Genomic DNA, 17,133 nt, shown 5'->3' with positions numbered 1-17,133 from the left:
CAGCCGGACGGTTCTAAAGGAAAGCTCCACCTGAGGATCGTCTCGACCTCTCCCGCTGATATAACCGGGACATCTTCAGCCACGGTCCCACGTACCCTGAGCAGCAGGGATCCCTGCCCGCTGACCCCTTTCGCCCCGGAGGCCCCATGAGTACCTCGAACCACGTTCTCGCGCTTGTAAAAAGCCATGTCGACCGGGACGACCAGCAGTTCCTGTCGGTGGCCTTGCAGGTCGCGGCACGCGAGGCCAGGCAGGGGCACGGCAACGTGGCGCAGGAACTCCGGAAGCTGATGGACCTCGCCCGCTCGCGGGAGGGCCTCCCGCCGCCGGCTTCCCCCTCCCCGCTGGTGTTCCAACCGCTGCCGCCCAAGGGGGAACTCGCCTCCCTGCTGTCGGTGTCGCACCCGCGCCAGCGGCTCAAGGACCTGGTCCTGCCCGACGAGACGGCCGGACGCCTGGAGCGGGTGATTCACGAGTACGTGCAGCAGGAACGGCTGCGGGCCTTCGGGCTGACCCCGCGGCGCAAGATCCTGATGATCGGCCCGCCCGGCAGCGGCAAGACGCTGACCGCGCACGCCCTGGCCGGCGAGCTGGGACTGCCGCTCATGACCCTGCTGCTCGAGGGGGTCATCACGAAGTTCATGGGGGAGACGGCGGCGAAACTGCGGACGGTCTTCGAGGCGATGGGCACGATGAGGGGCGTCTACTTCTTCGACGAGTTCGACGCCATCGGCGCGAGGCGCAGCGCGGGCAACGACGTGGGGGAGATTCGGCGCGTCCTGAACTCGTTCCTCCAGTTCCTCGAGCAGGACACCTCCACGAGTCTGATCGTCGCGGCCACGAACCACCCGGAGCTCCTCGACCCGGCCCTCTTCCGCCGCTTCGACGACGTGATCGAGTACCAGTTGCCCACCCCGGCGGTCATTACCCGCATCCTGAAGAACAAACTGGCCCGGTTCGCGCCGCCGAAATTCTCCTGGTCGAAGGCGGCCGCCGCCGCCGAGGGGCTGAGCCACGCCGAGGTGGCCCGGGCGGCGGAGGAGGCCGCGAAGACGGCCATTCTGGGTGGGCGCGAGCAGATCGGGGCCCTGGAACTGCTCGCGGCGCTGGAGGAACGCAAACTCGCTCGCCGCTGACGCGCCGAGCCGCTAAGATGCGGGTCATCCCGCATGACTGAACCGCGACGCGATCTGAACCACCTCTACCTGGAGGGCCCTGGACAGGCCACACGGTACGAGGTGCAGGGCAACGTCCCGGCGCACATCACGCCGCGCGACGACCGCGCCGCGCACGCGGCGGCCCTGGCGGGTCAGCTCGCGCTGGCCAAGCAGGCACTCTCGGGCCTGCCCCGGGACCCCGTGTTCCCCGAGGGGCCGCAGGGGCAGTACCTCGACTTCGAACTGACGGGACGAGACGCGGACAAAGCCCTCCTGCAACGGCTGGAGGGTCGGCAACAGGGCATTGAGGTGGCCTCGGTCCGGCGGGACCCGGCGACGAACCGCGTGATCGCGACGGTGGTCGTGCCGGAAACGGCGGCCGAGGCCTACGACCGGCGAATCCACGAGTACGCCAGCGTGGACACTCCCGGGGGCCAGCCCAAACGCGCGTCCCTGGTGACGAACATCGAGGGGATCCGGCACGCCGCCCTGCGCTCCATCTTCGTCGGGGACGCCGCGTCGCTGCCCGGGCCGGGGGCGGCCGTGTGGTGGGAGGTCTGAGTCCGGCAGGGCGCGGCCGAGGAGTTCCGGCAGGTCGCCCGGCGGGTGGAACTCACCGTGGCCGAGGAGCGCCTGACCTTCCCCGACCGGGAAGTGCTGCTCGTTCACGGGTCCTTCGACGCGCTCAGCCGGATCTTCCTCCACACGGTCGTGATGGCGGAGTTGCGCCTGTCGCGCGACACGCCCGACGTGTTCGTGCGCATGAACAATGCCGAGCAGGCCCAGTGGGTGGACGAGGCCGCCACGCGTCTTCTGCCTCCCGACGCGTCGGTGCAGACGTCCGTCCTGCTGCTCGACAGCGGGGTCACGCGGCCCCACCCCCTGATCGCCACGCACCTGCATCCGAACGACTGGCAGACCTGGCACCCCCACTGGGGACCGGATGACTCCGGGTGGGAGGGGCACGGCACCGCCATGTCGGGGCTGATCCTGCACGGGGACGTCCTCGGGTTCCTACTGTCGAGCGCGGCGGTGAGGCTCAGCCACCGGCTGGAGTCCGTGAAGATCCTGCCCCCGGCCGGGCACAACCCCTATCACCTCTACGGGCGCATCACCCAGGACGCGGTGCGGCAGATGGAGGGGACCAACCCCGAGCGGCAGCGCGTCATCTGTCTGGCCGTGACGGCGACCCTCGACGTGAACCGGGGCCGGCCCACGGCCTGGTCCGCCGCCCTCGACCAGCTGACGTCCGGGGGAGGTGACGAGCCCCAGCGCCTCGCGGTGGTGGCGGCCGGGAACAATACGCCGGCGGTCCCCGACCTGCTGAGCGACTACCTGGGGTCGGCCGACACGGCGCAGGTGCACAGCCCCGCGCAGGCGTGGAACGTCCTGACCGTGGGGGCGTACACCGACAAGACCAACCTGCTCGATCCGCGGTACACGGGGTGGTGGCCGGTGGCGCCCGGGGGGGACCTGTCCCCGACCAGCAGCACGTCCGTGCTCTGGCAGGAACAATGGCCCATCAAGCCGGAGATCGTGATGGAGGGGGGCAACCTGATCGTGAACGGGGGCACCTTCGATGCCAAACACCCGGACGTCCGGTTGCTCACGGCGGATTTCGACCTCACGACGGGGCACCTGCGGGACTTCGGGGACACGAGCGCGGCGGCGGCACTGGGGGCGCGGATGGCGGCCCAACTCGCGGCTGAGTTCCCGCACTACTGGCCGGAGACGATCCGGGCGCTGATGGTGCACTCCGCCGAGTGGACGCCCGCCATGCAGGCGCGCCTGGCCGGGTCCCGTCGTCTGGACGTCCGGAATCTCCTGCGGCGGTACGGGTACGGCGTCCCCCAGCTGGAGCGGGCCCGCCGCAGCGCGCGGAACGACCTGACGCTGGTCATCCAGGACGCCCTGCGCCCGTTCGAGACGGTGGGCAGCCGAACCCGGATGAACGAGATGCACCTGCACCGCTTCCCCTGGTCGGCCATCGACACGGCGGCGCTGGAGGGCCTGGACCTCGAGATGCGCGTCACCCTGTCGTACTTCGTGGAACCCAACCCGAGTGAGCGCGGCTACGCCCAGCGGTTCCGCTACGCCTCGCACGGCCTGAGGTTCGCGGTGAAAGGCCCGCTGGAGACCGAGGCGGACTTCAAGGCCCGCATTCAGCGTGAGAGCCTGCCCAACGAGGGGAGCAGCATCCGGGACGCGGGCAACGACCACTGGGAGTTTGGCCCGAAGCTCCGGACCTCCGGTTCGGTTCACTCGGACCGCTGGCGTGGGGACATCGCGACCCTGCAGGCCTGCGAGGCGGTGCTGGTCTACCCCGTCAGCGGGTGGTGGCGCGAGAAACGGGGCGGCACCCCGCCGTACGTGGACCGCGACGCGCGGTACGCCCTGATCGTGAGCCTGCGGGCCCTGGAGGCGGACGTCGACATCTACACGCCCATCGCCACGGCCCTGAGCATCCCCGTGGAAACCACCGTGTGACGGCTGGGGGGCCCCCGCCGTGAGGCCGAGGTGGAGCGGGACCGGTGGTCTCCCCGGTCGCACCAGGGCCGCCGGGGTCAACCCGTCTCCTCCGCTGGTCCCGTCGGGAGCGGCCTGAGGCGAGCGCCCGGATTCCCGCTGGGGTCCTGCCCGTTGGAGAAGGGCTCACGAGGTCGGCGCGGCCTTTGCCCCACCGCTACAGGTCTTCGCTTCGTCACGCCCGGAGCGCCGAAGGAAGCGGGGAGAGGGCCTTCCCGGTTCAGGCTGCCCCTCCACGTGGAACTCCATGCTGGCCACCCCTTCGCGCGGTGTTCTCCGCCGGGCCAGGGCGCACCTGCTGCGGGGCTCAGCCCTCGATCAGGCCGTTCTCGATGGCGAACTGGTAATCCTGCTCGTCCAGTTCCGCTTCCCGGCCCTCGTTCACCAGGCGTTGAATGCGGGCGGCGCGGTCTTCCTGGGCCGTCTGTTCGGCGGGGTCGGGTTCGGTCATCGTTCCATTGCAGCAGGCCTGCATGAAGGCCACCGGCCAGCGGTCTCAAGGGCGGCTGAAGTTGGCCAATGACGCCCGTCTGGGAGCGTGCCCCCGGACGGACGCCGGGCCGGGCGTCTCCTTTCAATCGGTCGAGGAACTCGGCTTGGCCGCAGGACTCGGCGTGCCGCGGGAGAGGAGGGACACGGCGGCCAGGATCACCAGCGCCAGCAGGCCGCCGTACAGGAAGGCGTGGTCGGAGAACCGGGCGCTCAGGAGGCTCGCCACCGGGTACGAAAAGGCCCACCACAGGTGACTCCACGCGAAGTGCGCCCCGTACACCCGCCCCTGCGCCGCCTCCTCGGTGCGCTCGGCCAGCAGCGTCTCGGTCGGCAGGTTCACCCAGTTCTGCCCCACCCCCGCCACCAGCCACAGGATCATCAGCGGTGCCAGGCCCACCCCGTCCCCCGGCAGGATTGCCAGCGAGGTCAGCAGCGCCCCCGCCAGGATGAAGGTCGTCCTCGGCACGCGCCTTCCCACTGCCCCCACCGCGAGCGAGGCGACCGTCGCCCCCAGGCCGTAGAGCGCCATCACCCAGCCGTACTGCGCCTCGCCGAGATTCAGCCCTCCCTGCACCCGCACCACCGTCACGACCAGGATCAGCGCGCCCGCGACCGCCGCCACCAGTTCCATCAGGAGCGCGAAGCGGACCGGCGCGTCCCGCCACAGCCGGGCCGTCCCGTCCCGCACGTCCGCGAGGGTGCTGCGCCCCACCTCCCCCCGCCGTGCCCGCAGGCTGGGCAGGGTGAGCACCAGCAGGCCCGCCAGCACAAAGGACGCCGCGTCGAAGAAGAACAGACTGCGCCCCCCCACGAAGGCGGCCAGGACCCCGGCCAGCCCGGGGCCGACGATGCCCAGCAACTCGGTCGTCGCGCTGGAGAGGGCGAAGGCGGGGCCCGCGTCCTCGCGCCCGACCACCAGCGGCACGGTGGCCTGGTTGGTGGGGGTGAAGAAGGCGGTCAGGCTGTTGAGCAGGAACATCAGGACGTAGACCTGCCACACCTCCCCCACGAAGGGCATCAGGCCGATCACGACCGCGCGGGCGAAGTGGCAGCCCACCAGGATGGTCCGGCGCTCCAGGCGGTCGGCGAGCACCCCGGCAAGCGGGGAGAACAGCACGAAGGCGGTCACGCGCAGGGTGAGGGCCGTGCCCAGCACGACGGCGGCGTTCTTCTCGGCGAGCTGGTAGGCCAGCAGGGCGAGCGCGACCCAGGTCAGGGCGTCGCCGATCTGGCTGATCGTCTGGGCGGCGTAGAGCCGGGCGAAGCGGGCGTTGCGCAGCGCGGAGAACGGGGCCAGAGCGTTCACTGGACGCTTCCATTCACCGTCTCGGTGCCGGGGTGGTCGGGGAGGCCGAGGCGTTCGTGCTGGGCGTGGGAGAAGGCCTCCTGCAAGAGCCGGGCGACGTGCCCGTCGGCGAGGTGGTAGTACACGCTGGTCGTCTCGCGGCGGGTCCTGACCAGCTCGGCGCTCCGCAAGAGGGCGAGGTGGCGGCTGACGGTGCTCTGGGGGACGCCCAGGGCCTCGACAAGCTGGCCGACATTGCGCTCGCCGTCCCTGAGCAGCAGCAGCAGTTGGACCCGCAGGGGTTCGGACAGGGCCTTGAAGACTTCGGTGACCCGGCTCAGGTCCTCCGGGTGGGCCCGGCTGGGAATGGCATGGCGGTGCATGGTGCTATCCTAGCATCCGTGCTTCCGAATATCCGAAAATTAGAAACCTATTCCGTGACCGTTCGCGTTCCCCCCGCCCAGATCGTGGGGCAGGTCACCCGCAGCGATGACCTGCGCCTGCCGGTCGGCACGTCCGTGGGTCTGCGGCTGGCCGACTTCGAGGGCATCTCCGAGCCTAGCGCGACGGTGGGCGGGGTGATCCTCCCCATCGTGATGCTCGCCCTCGACCGCCTTCCTGACGGGAGCCAGGACGTGACCTTCGAGCTGTTGGAGGCGTCCTCTTCCTCCCCAGAGCCGGGCGGGAACGGTCCCGACGACCCAGGACCGTGACCAGTCTCCCCCCGATCGTCGGGGCCGGTCCGTTCAAGTCGGCGTGTGGCTCCAAACCTCATGGACCAGCGCCCTGGCCCACCCGGTCAGCCGGGGTGGACACCCCGGCTGGTGAAGCGTGGAGAATGGCCTGCCCCGGCTGGTGGACTCCCCTGCTCGATGACCAGGAGCCGCGCGGGTCGAAGGGTTGACCCTGGGGAACGCCGGGAGTGTGGGAGCGAACTTCCAGGCAACCCCGGCCGGGTTACACGAACTTAACACCTCGCGCCTAGCCTTGCGCCAGGAGGTGGAGATGAACTGCCGACGACCCATCCCCGCGCCCGCGACCACCCAGAGTGCGGCCGTGACCCATCCCGGTGCCGCGACACGCCGCGTCCCCGCTGGTGCCCACTGGCGGCGGGCGGCCCGGACGCTCCAGGCCCGGCCCGCCCGCCAGGAGTTCGCCCTGACCCACTCCCCCATCCGGGATGAGGGCGAGACGCCAGGCCCCCGACACTTCGTGCCCGGACACCGGACCCCCGGCGATCCCATCCTGCCGCCGGGCAGCCATGCCGCGCGCGGGACGTCCTGCCGCCCCGCGCGGGCGCTCGCCCGCTTCGGGGGCGCCCCTCTCCGCAGGCAGTCTGGCGGCAGGAACCCCTGGATGATCGCGGGCGACACCTTCGAGCACCGGATGGAGGGGGTGAAGGGCCGGTGCGTTCCACGGGCCCGCGTCTTCTCCACGTCCAAGTTCCGGGGGCGGGCATGACTCCCGCCGCGACCGGTTGGGCGACCATCGACGTCATCCTCGCGGTGTGGTTTGGCCTGACCGCGCTGTCGGCGGCCTATGTTGCCTGGGACGCCTTCACCCGCAACCCGGAGATGAAGGTCATGAAGTGGGGCTGGCTGCTCGTCACCTTCTACACCGGCCCGGTGGGCGCGGCGCTCTACATCCTGTCGTGCCAGGAACCGGCTCCTGGCACCCACGAGACCTTCGTCCAGCCCCTGTGGAAGCAGAGTGTAGGCTCGAGCATCCACTGCCTAGCGGGGGACGCGACCGGCATCATCGTGGCCGCCGCGATCACGATGACCCTGGGCCTGCCGATGTGGCTGGACGTGATCAGCGAGTACGTGTTCGGCTTCCTGTTTGGGCTGCTGATCTTCCAGGCGCTCTTTATGCGGGACATGCTGGGCGGCTCGTACCTGCGGGCGATGCGGCGCTCGTTCCTGCCGGAGTGGGTCTCGATGAACGCGGTGATGGCGGGCATGGTGCCGGTGATGGTGATCCTGATGAGCCGCGACATGACGGCGATGGAACCCACCTCGCTGCGCTTCTGGGGGGTGATGTCCCTGGCGACCCTGGTGGGCTTCGCCGTGGCCTACCCGGTCAACGTCTGGCTGGTGGCGAGCGGCCTCAAGCACGGCATGGGCACGGTGCGGGCCCTGGGTCGGGGCGGACACGACCTCGCCGCCGAGGAGCGCCTGATTGAGCGCACCACCGGTGAGGTGCCCGCGCCCAACGCCTCCACCGCCCACCATTCCATGAAAGGCATGTGACATGAACGACCAGCCAGATCCTCGGAAGTCCACTCCGTCCCCGGACCACGGCGGTATGGACATGACGCCCAAGGTGTCGCGTCCCCAGATTGCGGCCGTGACCATCCTGAGCGTGCTCGCCCTGGCGGCAGGCGTCGGTCTGGCGGCCGCCTTCGGCGACCTGAGCATGAGCGCCCGCGAGATGAACATGCCGGGCCAGAACATGCCCGGGATGGACATGAGCGGGAACACCTCCGGAATGCCGGGCATGCCTGGGATGAACATGGGCGGGGGCAACGCGAACACGGGCCCGGCCGCCCAGACGCCCACCCCCGTGGGCGAGTTGCCCGCCACGCCCCTCCAGACGCCCACCCGGATGGGTGACCTGGTGATGCCGCCCGGCATGATCATGACGAAGACGATGAACATGGAGGCGATGCGGGACATGGCCGCGGTGGACCTTACCCAGGTCCGGTTCACGGCCCCCGCGAACGCCCGGGGAGACCGGACCCTCACGCCGCAGGTGGTGGGCGGGGTGAAGGTGTTCAACTTCGAGACCTCGCTGATCCGCTGGAACATCCTGCCGAACGTGCAGGTGGCGGCCTACGCCGTGAACCGCCAGGTGCCGGGACCGCGCCTCCAGCTCACCCAGGGGGACCGGGTGCGGATCAACGTGAAGAACAGCCTGCCGGAGAGCACGACGATCCACTGGCACGGCCTGATCGTGCCGAACAGCATGGACGGCCCGGCGGACGTGACCCAGCAGCCCATCGCGCCCGGCGAGACCTTCACGTACGAGTTCACCGTGCGGCAGGCGGGGACGTACTTCTACCACTCGCACAAGAACCCCGACCGGCAGCAGGGCCTGGGCCTGTACGGGGCGCTGCTCGTGAAGCAGAGAAGCGCGGCGGGCGAGCCGAAGGCGGACCTCGACTCCACGGTGCAACTCCAGGAGTGGCTCCAGCGCGAGGGCTACACCTTCCCGGCGATGATCATGGAGGGCGCGCTGCCCAACTTCTTCACCATCAACGGCAAGGCGTACCCGGAAACGGACACCATCCCCATGAAGGTCGGCCAGACGGTGAGGCTGCGCTTTGTCGGCAGCAACAACAACTTCGTGCACCCCATGCATGTGCACGGCGGCCCCTTCGAGGTCGTGGCGCGCGACGGGGAGACCTTGAAGGAAAGCGCGCGCTACCTCGCAGACACGGTGAACGTCGGCCCCGGGCAGCGCTATGACGTGATCTGGCAGGCGCGGGAGAAGGGCACTTGGCTGATCCACTGCCACATCCCGCACCACACCACCAACGACAACGTCGAGGAGCAGGGGGGCGGGGGGCTCACCATGCGCATCCAGGTCTCCTGAGACGGCGGTCGGAGCGGGAGGATGAGAGCGACTGTGCCTTCCCGAAGAAGGTCAGCGAAGCGAGCGTGTGGCCGGGCGATCCCCGGCGGTCAAGGTCGGTCAGTCAATGGCACCTCCGCGCCACGGGCTGGGGGGGCGGGATGGGAAGCCTGTTCGAGGAAGAGGTGGATATGCCCGGGCACCTGCTGATCGTCGAGGACCAGCCGAACGACGTCGAGTTGGCGCGCGCCGCCCTGGCCTTGAGTCAGGTGGGGTGTGAGGTCAGCGTGGCCCGGGATGGGACCGAGGCGCTGGACCTGTTGCGGCAGCCGGGTCCCTGCCCGAACCTGATCCTGCTGGACCTGAACCTGCCAGGCGTCGGTGGGCAGGAGGTGCTGACGGCGGTGAGGGCGAATCCGGCGTGGCGGCACGTGCCGGTGGTGATTTTCACCACGTCAGACGAGCCACAAGACCGGGCTGCCTGTGCCGCCGCCGGGGCCGACGAGTATGTGCTCAAGCCGGGCGGGTTCGGAGAACTGATCGACCTCTTTAACAGCCTGGGCCAGCGCTGGCTCACGGCCGAGCACCGCACCTGAGGGGAGAGTGGTTGGCGCGGGTGCCAGCAAGGGAGGCCATCACGGTCGAGCTCGTCAGGCGACAGGACTTTGGGTGTGGACCAACAGGGAACGCTGTTGCGCCTTCAGCGCAGGATGGCCACCAAGCGTTCTCCCTCGTCGTCCAGCCAGGGCATGACCCAACGCGGTAGACCCTGAGGGTGTGGGGTCGGATGCAAGCGTGCGGCAGCCCCAGTCCGAGCGGCAGGCGCAATCCGATCTATTCTGGCCTCGTTCCGGAAGGCGCACAATGAGTTCAGCGGTGCGCTCCCCCTTCGTCTTCACCATCGTCGCACCCGAGGGGGTCTTCCAGGCCCGCTTCACGCTGGAGGCTGGCCGCCACTACTGGCCCGGCGAGGTGCAGGTGGAACGGCGGGAAGATCAAGGCCCTCACGACCACACCCTGACCGTCACGGCCACCCGTCTGCCCTCCGAGGATGACTTTCGTGAGCTGGCGGCCCGGGCGGCGACGCGCAGCGCAAATCCACCTCTCGACCCGCTCGGGCGGGTGTTGTTCCTGCTCATCCCCTTCTGAAAGGCCACGCGCGCCGGAAATCCTGTGGATGGCAGGCGCGGGGTGGAGAGCAGCGCTGCCCGGGCAGGCAGCCTGCTCCCAGGGACGTCCGGGTGGGCGGGCAGAAGATCGTTCCTTGGGCAAACCTCCGTCCTCCTCGGTACGGTCTCACAGGGGAGGTCCGCTGGAAAGCAACAACCTCAGCGGAAGATCGGGCGTTATGAGGAGCGGAGCCGTAAGCCGAAACCCAGACCTACACTCCGGGGCCCTTCTTGTCGTGACGGCCTTCCTTCCAGACCCACCTGGGCCTTCCAGGCGATCCTCCTCAGGTCAGAGCCAGCGGCGCACGCGGCGGCGGTACCCCTCGTAGGCGTTGCCATGCACCCGGGACAGGTACGCCTCCTCCAGCCGCACCTGCACGCCCATCACCACCTCCCCGGCCACCAGCACCGCCAGCGTCACCGCGTTCGGCACCACCAGGAAGAGCCCCAGCAGGTTCACCCGCATCCCCAGGAAGATCGGGTTACGGGAATAGGCGAATAGCCCCTGCTGCACCAGTGCGGTTCGGGCGCCCTCGTCCACCCCGATCCGCCAGGAGACCCCCATCCCCGCCTGCGCGGCGGCGATCCAGCCCAGGGAGGCCAGCAGCAACACCCACCCCAGGAACGCCAGACGTGGGTCCAGCAGGGCGGGGACCGGGCCGAGCCAGGTCTCCAGCCCGGGCACCAGGTTCAGTCCCAGCACCAGGGCCAGCACCGTGAGCAGCAGGACCCGCATCGCGCGCCCGACGTACCCGTGCGCGGAGTCGTCCGCCCGCAGCACGTAGGGATTCACCCCCGTGCGCCGCCACACCAGCAGCGAGCGCCACACAAAGGCGATCAGCAGGTATGCCAGCGTGTAGACCAGCAGGGCCAGGGCTTCCACCGGGTCTCGTGTCATCGTCGATCACCTCACACCTATATCTGAACATACATTCAGACATTAGGGAAGGCTGTGGCTGACCTCGGGTCGGGGGTCTCCCACTTCCTTCTCTCCTTGACTTCTTTTTAGGCGAGCCTAAATAATGACCTATGACGGACCGAACTCTCTCGCACGCGGCGGAGGATTATCTCAAGCAGCTCTACCTGCTGGGCCAGGGAGGGACCGTGGGCACCCAGGCGCTGGCCGACGCCCTGAACGTCACCCCGGCCAGCACCACCGGCATGCTGCGCAAACTCACCGACCTCGGCCTGGTCGATCACGCGGCCTACCGGGGCGCGAGGCTCACGCCCGCCGGGGAGAAGGTCGCGCTGGAGGTGCTGCGCCACCACCGCCTGCTGGAGCTGTACCTGCACCGCGCGCTGGGCTACCCCCTCGACGAGGTGCACGACGAGGCCGAGCGCCTGGAGCACGTGATCAGCGAGGCCTTCGAGGCCCGCATCGCCGCCTGGCTGGGCGACCCGGCCTTCGACCCGCACGGCGATCCCATCCCCGGGCTGAACGGGGAACTGCCCGCCCAGGGCGAACGCCCGCTGGGGAGTCTCCGGGAGGGAGAGCGGGCCCAGGTCACCCGGGTTCCGGAGGACCCGGCGGTGCTGCGCGGCCTGATGGAGGCGGGGCTGACGCCTGGCGTGGAGGTGAAGGTCCTGGCTCACGACCCGGCGCTGGGCACCCTGACCCTGGAGGTGGGCGGAGTCCCGCTGACCCTGGCCCTCCTCGTCGCTGAACGCGTTCGGGTTTCCGAGGGGGTGACGGCGTGAGCCGCGTGTCCCCCAGCCTGGACGAGCGGATGAACGCCCGGGCGGTCGCCATCCTCGAGCGGACCTCAAATCGCCGGGGGATCGGCCGGGTCCTACCCTTCCTGGGCCCGGCCTTCGTCGCGTCGGTCGCGTACATGGACCCCGGCAACTTCGCCACCAACATCCAGGGCGGCGCGCAGTTCGGCTACCTCCTGCTGTGGGTGGTGCTGAGTGCCAGCCTGATGGCGATGCTGATCCAGACCCTCTCGTCCAAGCTCGGCATCGTCACCGGGAAGAACCTGCCCGAGCACGTCCGAGAACGCTGGCCCCGGCCGGTGGTGTGGTTCTACTGGGTACAGGCGGAACTCGTGGCGATGGCGACCGACCTCGCGGAGTTCCTGGGCGCGTCGCTGGCCTTCGCCCTGCTGTTCAATCTGCCGCTGCTGTGGGGCGCGGTGATCACGGGCGTCATCACCTTCACGATCCTGGCCTTGCAGAACCGGGGCTTCCGGCCCATCGAGATCGCCATCACCGCGTTCGTCGGCGTGATCGCGCTGGCGTACGTGGTGCAGGTGATTCTCAGCCGCCCGGGACTGGAGGCGCTGGGCGGGTTCGTGCCCCGCTTCGAGGGCCCGGAGAGCCTGTACCTGGCGGTGGGGATCATCGGGGCGACGGTGATGCCGCACGTGATCTACCTGCACTCGGCGCTGACCCAGAACCGCATCCCGGCCGGAACGGAGGAGCAGAAACGGAGACTGGTGCGGTACAACCAGCTCGACGTCCTGCTCGCCATGACCATCGCGGCCTTGATCAACATGAGCATGCTGGCCTCGGCGGCGGCGGCCTTCCACTTCAGCGGCCAGGCGGAGGTGGCGGACCTGACGGTGGCGTACCGGACCCTGACGCCCCTGCTGGGTGGGGCGGCGGCGGTGGCGTTCGCGCTCGCGCTGCTCTCCTCGGGGTTGTCCAGTTCGGCGGTGGGCACGATGGCCGGGCAGGTGGTGATGCAGGGCTTCGTGGGCTTCCGGATTCCGCTGCTCGTGCGGCGATTGATCACCATGCTGCCCGCCTTCGCGGTGATCCTGGCGGGGCTCAACCCCACCGACACGCTCGTCCTCTCGCAGGTGGTGCTCTCCTTCGGCATCCCCTTCGCGCTGGTCCCGCTGCTGCTGTTCACCGCCCGGCGGGACATCATGGGACCGCTCGTCAACACCCGGCTGGTCACGGTGACCGGCTGGCTGATCGCGGCGCTGATCATCAGCCTGAACGTGTACCTGCTCGCGCAGACCTTCCTGGGGTAGCGCGGGGCCCTGTCCCGCGCCGGAGGTTCCCTATGCTGCTGGAATTCGTGGCCGCCCCCGTTCTGGCGAGCGCCGGGTTCGCCCTCTTCCACCACTTCGAGGAGGGCACCCGCCCGTCCCGGCGCCTGGCGAAGTGGGCCGTCTACTTCGCGGGGGTGGGGCTGACGGCGCGCACGGTCGGCCGCCCGTGGTCGCTGGTGTGGACCTTCGGCCCCTTCGCCCTGGGGACCGTTTTCCACCTGTCCTGGTGCGCCCGGCACGGCATCCACCCGCTCACCGCCGAGCCGAGGGCGCGCTACCGCGCGTTGCGCGGCTGGCCCCGGCAGCCCTGACCGCCGGCCGGGAGGCGCCGGGTGTGCCGCACTTGGGTTCGTCGCGGTGGCCCGGGGTTGATCGCGGCACGGCCCGGGCCGGGTCTCCCCTGCTCAGGGGCGAATCCACCCGCGGCCTCCTGTTCGTGGCGCGGGAGGCCGCTATGCTCGTCCCATGTCCGTGCTGACGCCCCCCGCGCCGGGCCTGCTGGAAGCAAAGGCCAAGCTGTTCCGGGGTTTTTCCGACCGCTCGCGGCTGAGCCTGCTGGAGGCCCTGCGCGAGGAGCCCCGCAGCGTGTCCGAACTGGTGGCCCTCACCGGCCTGACCCAGCCCAACGTCAGCAACCACCTGGCCTGTCTGCGGGACTGCGGCCTGGTCCAGGCCGAGCGCGTGGGGCGCTTCCAGCGCTACCGGTTGAGCGACGCGCGGGTGGGACAGATGCTGGCCCTGATCGACGACCTGCTGGCCGAGGTGGCGACTGGCGTGGCCGCGTGCTGCAACTCCCGGGGGGAGTCCCCTTCCTCCTGATCTTCCAGTTCCCCGCACGTATCAGCCCTGACTGATATGCTTGGCGGGATGATCCGCCCTTCTCAAGAGCCGACTGGGCCGGGGTATGGCTGAACTCCTCCCGGCCGCCCTGGTGCAGGGCTTTGGGGTGAGTGCGGCGCACCTGATGGGCGTGAGTGCCCTGAACGCCTTCGTGCTGCGCCAGGCCCTGCACCGCCACCATCCGCTCGTCGCGGGGACGGCGGGCGCCTTGTCGGACGCGCTGTTCATCCTCCTCGGCGCGACCGGCATCGGGGCGCTGCTCACCGGGCTCCCCGCGCTGGCGCCCCTGGCCGCCTGGGGCGGGGCCGCGTTCCTCTTCTGGCACGGCGGGAAGGCCTTCCGGGCCGCCCGGCACCCCAGGGTCATCGACGCCCGGGCCAGGCCACAGGACGCCGGTCCGGCCCGGCAGGTCGCGGCCACCGCCCTGGGCCTGACCCTGCTCAACCCGCACCCGTACCTGGACAGCGTGGTGCTGTTCGGGGCCGTCGCCGCGCCCTTCCCGGCGGGGGGCCGGACGCTCTTCGCCCTCGGCGCCATCACGGCGTCCTGTGCCTGGTACGCGCTGCTGGCCCTGGGCGGGGCCCGCCTCGCGCCGCTGTTCCGCTCGCCTGGGGCGTGGCGTGTGCTCGACGTCCTGGTGGGGGCCTTGATGTGGACGTTCGCCCTGTCCCTGGTGTGGCGGGCCCTGCACGGCGGGGTGGGGGAACACCACGGATGACGCCGACGTTCCGGGATGAACTCCGGGAGCGGTGGCCCACGGCTATCCTGTGATCAGGACTTCGGCAGGTGACATGGGCTCCAAGCAGACCAGACTGCAACTCGACCAACTGACCGACTACCGGGCGTTCGAACGTCTTTGCAACGCCCTGATGGTGAAGTACGGCTACACCGAGTTCGAGCCCCTGGGAGGCACCAACGACAAAGGGCGCGACGCCGTGCACTACTGCGCGCAGAAGAACGAGCACACCGTGTTCTCGTACAGCGTTCGTCAGGACTGGGAACGGAAACTCTTCGAGGACCTCGAAAAGATTCGGCGGCACGACCACCCCTGCCAAGTGGTCGTGTACGTTACCACCCAGGAGATCAGCGCCGCGGATCAGGACCGGGTCAAGGCCCGCGTTCGGGACACCTACGGCTGGCGGCTGCGGGTCTGCGACCTGGAGTGGCTCTCGACCCTGGTGGACAAGCACGCCGATCTCAAACGGATGTACCCCGAGATCTTCTTCCTTCCCGAGCCGGGCGAGTCCCCGTACGTTCCTCTTGACCTCCAGGGGTATGTCGCCTCGGTGAGGGAGCGGCACCACGAGTGGCGGGAGCGGTACACCCCGCTGTTCGCCGACCACTTCGAGTTCGACCTGCTCGTCGCGGAGAAGCGGCCCCTCGGGACGGGAGAGCCCCTGCCCGTGACCCGGCTGCCGCAGGAGGCGCCCCTCACGGTGCTGTTGGGTGAATCGGGCGCGGGCAAGACGACGACCCTCTGGAAGCTGGCCCTGGACTGCGCCCTGGGGTGGGAGGAGGGCCACCGACCGCCCGTGCCCATCCTGGTTCCTCTCCGCAACTGGGCCCCCGGAACACCCGTCGAGGACCTGGCGGTGCAGGCTTTCGCCCCCGTGCAGGGGCATCCGGCCGCCGTTCGGGGGCTGTTGGCGCGCGGGGAGGCCCTGGTCCTGCTCGACGGTCTCAACGAACTGCCCGCCGATCCCCGGGTGCGTGCCGACGCGGGGCGCGACCTCCGGACGTTCCTGGACCGCTACCCGGGGGCACGCCATGTGGTGACGTGCCGCACCTCGGACTACGACGAGGCTCTGCTGGACAACGGGCGGGGCGCCCTCCCGCGAACGTACGAGGCCCAGCGGCTCACGGCCACCCAGGTGGGGGACTACGTGGGGCGTTCCCTCCCCCCGGAGCGGGCGGCCGAGTTCAACCACCAGCTCCGGCTGCACGACGAGCGCGCCTGGGAGGACACGAGTTCAATCCTGCACCTGGCGCAGATTCCCTTCCACCTGCGCCTGATGATCAAACAGTTCGAGGTCACGGGTGCACTCCCGGCCGGTACCGCCCCGCTGGTGCAGGGCCTCGTCCGCCGGATGGGTGCCCCGAAGGCGGGCTGCCGTGCACCGGGCGTGGACGCCTATCGCAAGGAGCGCATCCTGGCGACCCTGGCCGGCGCCGGGCTCCGCGACGGGGCGACCATGAGCCTGGCCGTGCCCGTGGCGCGGGGCACGGTCGAGGAGGTGGTGCGGACGTTGCGCGGAGAAGGCGTGATCGCCGGGGAGGTCACGGCCGACGGGGTCTGGTCCGACCTCCTGTCCGAGAACTACCTGAATTACGAGCGGCACCGGACGGGGGCGGTCACCACCCGGCGATGGGACACGGTGGAATGGCTGCATCAGTTGTTTCAGGATTACTTCCTGGCCCTCTACCTGACGGCGGTCTTGCTTCAGGGCGACCAGCCGAGTCGGCAACTCGTCCGCCGATGGCTGTGGAACGCGCCACGGACCTTCCAGCAGGCCTGCCTGATGGCGCTGGAACTGCTGACCTTGCCACGCAAGCGGCTGGTGTTCGACGAGTTCCGGTGGGTGCCCGGGCCGCTGGCAGAGAACCTGCTCGGACAGCTCCCCCAGCGGGAGATCGAGACCATGCTCCTCGACGGCGTTCGGGCTTGTCTGGCGCAGGAAGCCTGTTCGGCCCAGGCCCTGGAGGACGCGGCGCTGTACCACTACACCGGCGGCCTGCCCGGTCTGTTCGTGGAGGCGTTTCGGTCTGTGCCTCTCCCCCACAAGCAGGCCATCGCGGCCACCAACTGTGCCTACGCCATCAAGTTTCAAACCCGGCCAGGAGCACAGCGCGCTCAGCAGAATGCGGAAGCGTGGATCGGGCATCAGGATGAGCTGGTACGGTTTTACGCGGCCAAGACCCTGTGGGCCAAAGATCGTGGGCTGGCCGCCAGGGCCCTCGAAACGCTGGCCCAGAGGGGCACGGGCCGGGCCCGCACCCTGGCTGCCGAACTCATCGCGGCCTGGCAGCCTGAATAAGGGTCGTCTCGTGGGAGAGGGTCGTGCGCCGTTCTATTCGTGCTTGTTTGCTTGGGT

19 protein-coding genes are annotated in these 17,133 nt (G+C 69.7%); 15 read left to right on the top strand and 4 right to left on the bottom strand.

The annotated features are described in order from the left end of the window. The first annotated feature begins 146 nt into the window (after positions 1–146). Genes IC605_RS21900 through IC605_RS21890 form a run of 3 tightly spaced genes read left to right on the top strand, consistent with a single transcriptional unit; the run spans position 147 to position 3,644 of the window. On the top strand, positions 147–1,136 hold the full coding sequence (locus IC605_RS21900) for an AAA family ATPase (protein ID WP_216328969.1): 990 nt from the start codon (positions 147–149) through the stop codon (positions 1,134–1,136). A gap of 33 nt (positions 1,137–1,169) precedes the next feature. Next, positions 1,170–1,718, top strand: coding sequence for a hypothetical protein (locus IC605_RS21895; RefSeq protein WP_216328967.1), 549 nt, complete (start codon positions 1,170–1,172; stop codon positions 1,716–1,718). A 45-nt stretch (positions 1,719–1,763) separates the two neighbouring features. Continuing rightward, entirely contained in the window at positions 1,764–3,644 is a 1,881-nt protein-coding gene (locus IC605_RS21890) for a S8 family peptidase (protein ID WP_216328965.1), read from the top strand. A 346-nt stretch (positions 3,645–3,990) separates the two neighbouring features. Here the strand turns inward: IC605_RS21890 and IC605_RS21885 are convergent, their stop codons facing one another. The 3 genes from IC605_RS21885 to IC605_RS21875 form a co-directional block, all read right to left on the bottom strand. Beyond that, complete coding sequence (locus IC605_RS21885; protein ID WP_216328964.1) at positions 3,991–4,134, bottom strand: hypothetical protein; 144 nt, start codon at positions 4,132–4,134, stop codon at positions 3,991–3,993. Between the two features lie 123 nt (positions 4,135–4,257). Further along, a complete protein-coding gene (locus IC605_RS21880) occupies positions 4,258–5,481 on the bottom strand; it encodes an MFS transporter (protein ID WP_216328962.1) in 1,224 nt (407 codons plus the stop codon). Further along, a complete protein-coding gene (locus IC605_RS21875; protein WP_216328960.1) occupies positions 5,478–5,843 on the bottom strand; it encodes an ArsR/SmtB family transcription factor in 366 nt (121 codons plus the stop codon). The genes IC605_RS21880 and IC605_RS21875 overlap by 4 nt, the downstream gene beginning before the upstream one ends. An 18-nt stretch (positions 5,844–5,861) precedes the next feature. Here IC605_RS21875 and IC605_RS21870 point away from each other — a divergent pair, with 18 nt between their 5' ends. From IC605_RS21870 to IC605_RS21845, 6 genes are all read left to right on the top strand, one after another. Then, positions 5,862–6,173, top strand: a complete 312-nt coding sequence (locus tag IC605_RS21870; RefSeq protein WP_216328958.1) for a hypothetical protein — start codon at positions 5,862–5,864, stop codon at positions 6,171–6,173. Between the two features lie 292 nt (positions 6,174–6,465). Then, entirely contained in the window at positions 6,466–6,921 is a 456-nt protein-coding gene (locus IC605_RS21865; RefSeq protein ID WP_216328954.1) for a hypothetical protein, read from the top strand. After that, positions 6,918–7,709 (top strand): DUF4396 domain-containing protein, encoded by a 792-nt coding sequence (locus tag IC605_RS21860; protein WP_216328953.1) that lies wholly within the window; start codon positions 6,918–6,920, stop codon positions 7,707–7,709. Before IC605_RS21865 ends, IC605_RS21860 begins: the two co-directional genes overlap by 4 nt. A gap of 61 nt (positions 7,710–7,770) precedes the next feature. Continuing rightward, a complete protein-coding gene (locus IC605_RS21855) occupies positions 7,771–9,054 on the top strand; it encodes a multicopper oxidase domain-containing protein (protein ID WP_246581163.1) in 1,284 nt (427 codons plus the stop codon). Between the two features lie 140 nt (positions 9,055–9,194). Next, entirely contained in the window at positions 9,195–9,629 is a 435-nt protein-coding gene (locus tag IC605_RS21850; protein WP_246581162.1) for a response regulator, read from the top strand. Between the two features lie 280 nt (positions 9,630–9,909). After that, a complete protein-coding gene (locus IC605_RS21845; protein ID WP_216328949.1) occupies positions 9,910–10,182 on the top strand; it encodes a hypothetical protein in 273 nt (90 codons plus the stop codon). 309 nt (positions 10,183–10,491) lie between these two features. On the opposite strand, the gene IC605_RS21840 is transcribed toward IC605_RS21845, so the two are convergent. Then, positions 10,492–11,100, bottom strand: coding sequence for a methyltransferase family protein (locus IC605_RS21840; RefSeq protein WP_216328947.1), 609 nt, complete (start codon positions 11,098–11,100; stop codon positions 10,492–10,494). A 131-nt stretch (positions 11,101–11,231) separates the two neighbouring features. Between IC605_RS21840 and IC605_RS21835 the strand changes: the two genes are divergently transcribed. The 6 genes from IC605_RS21835 to IC605_RS21810 all read left to right on the top strand — a co-directional run bounded on the left by IC605_RS21835 (position 11,232) and on the right by IC605_RS21810 (position 17,076). After that, entirely contained in the window at positions 11,232–11,900 is a 669-nt protein-coding gene (locus tag IC605_RS21835) for a metal-dependent transcriptional regulator (protein WP_216328945.1), read from the top strand. Next, positions 11,897–13,180: an Nramp family divalent metal transporter gene (locus IC605_RS21830; RefSeq protein ID WP_425514237.1), complete on the top strand. Its 1,284-nt coding sequence runs from the start codon at positions 11,897–11,899 to the stop codon at positions 13,178–13,180. The genes IC605_RS21835 and IC605_RS21830 overlap by 4 nt, the downstream gene beginning before the upstream one ends. A gap of 32 nt (positions 13,181–13,212) precedes the next feature. After that, complete coding sequence (locus IC605_RS21825; protein WP_216328943.1) at positions 13,213–13,512, top strand: hypothetical protein; 300 nt, start codon at positions 13,213–13,215, stop codon at positions 13,510–13,512. A 154-nt stretch (positions 13,513–13,666) separates the two neighbouring features. After that, positions 13,667–14,020 (top strand): ArsR/SmtB family transcription factor, encoded by a 354-nt coding sequence (locus IC605_RS21820; protein ID WP_216328941.1) that lies wholly within the window; start codon positions 13,667–13,669, stop codon positions 14,018–14,020. Between the two features lie 85 nt (positions 14,021–14,105). Continuing rightward, positions 14,106–14,759 (top strand): LysE/ArgO family amino acid transporter, encoded by a 654-nt coding sequence (locus IC605_RS21815; protein WP_216328939.1) that lies wholly within the window; start codon positions 14,106–14,108, stop codon positions 14,757–14,759. 73 nt (positions 14,760–14,832) lie between these two features. Next, positions 14,833–17,076: an NACHT domain-containing protein gene (locus IC605_RS21810; RefSeq protein WP_216328937.1), complete on the top strand. Its 2,244-nt coding sequence runs from the start codon at positions 14,833–14,835 to the stop codon at positions 17,074–17,076. The last annotated feature ends 57 nt before the right edge of the window (positions 17,077–17,133 follow it).

The organism is Deinococcus aestuarii (assembly GCF_018863415.1).
Classification (GTDB): Bacteria; Deinococcota; Deinococci; order Deinococcales; family Deinococcaceae; genus Deinococcus; species Deinococcus aestuarii.
Note: the sequence above shows the minus strand (reverse complement) of the source record. Positions and strands in the feature narration are given on the sequence as shown.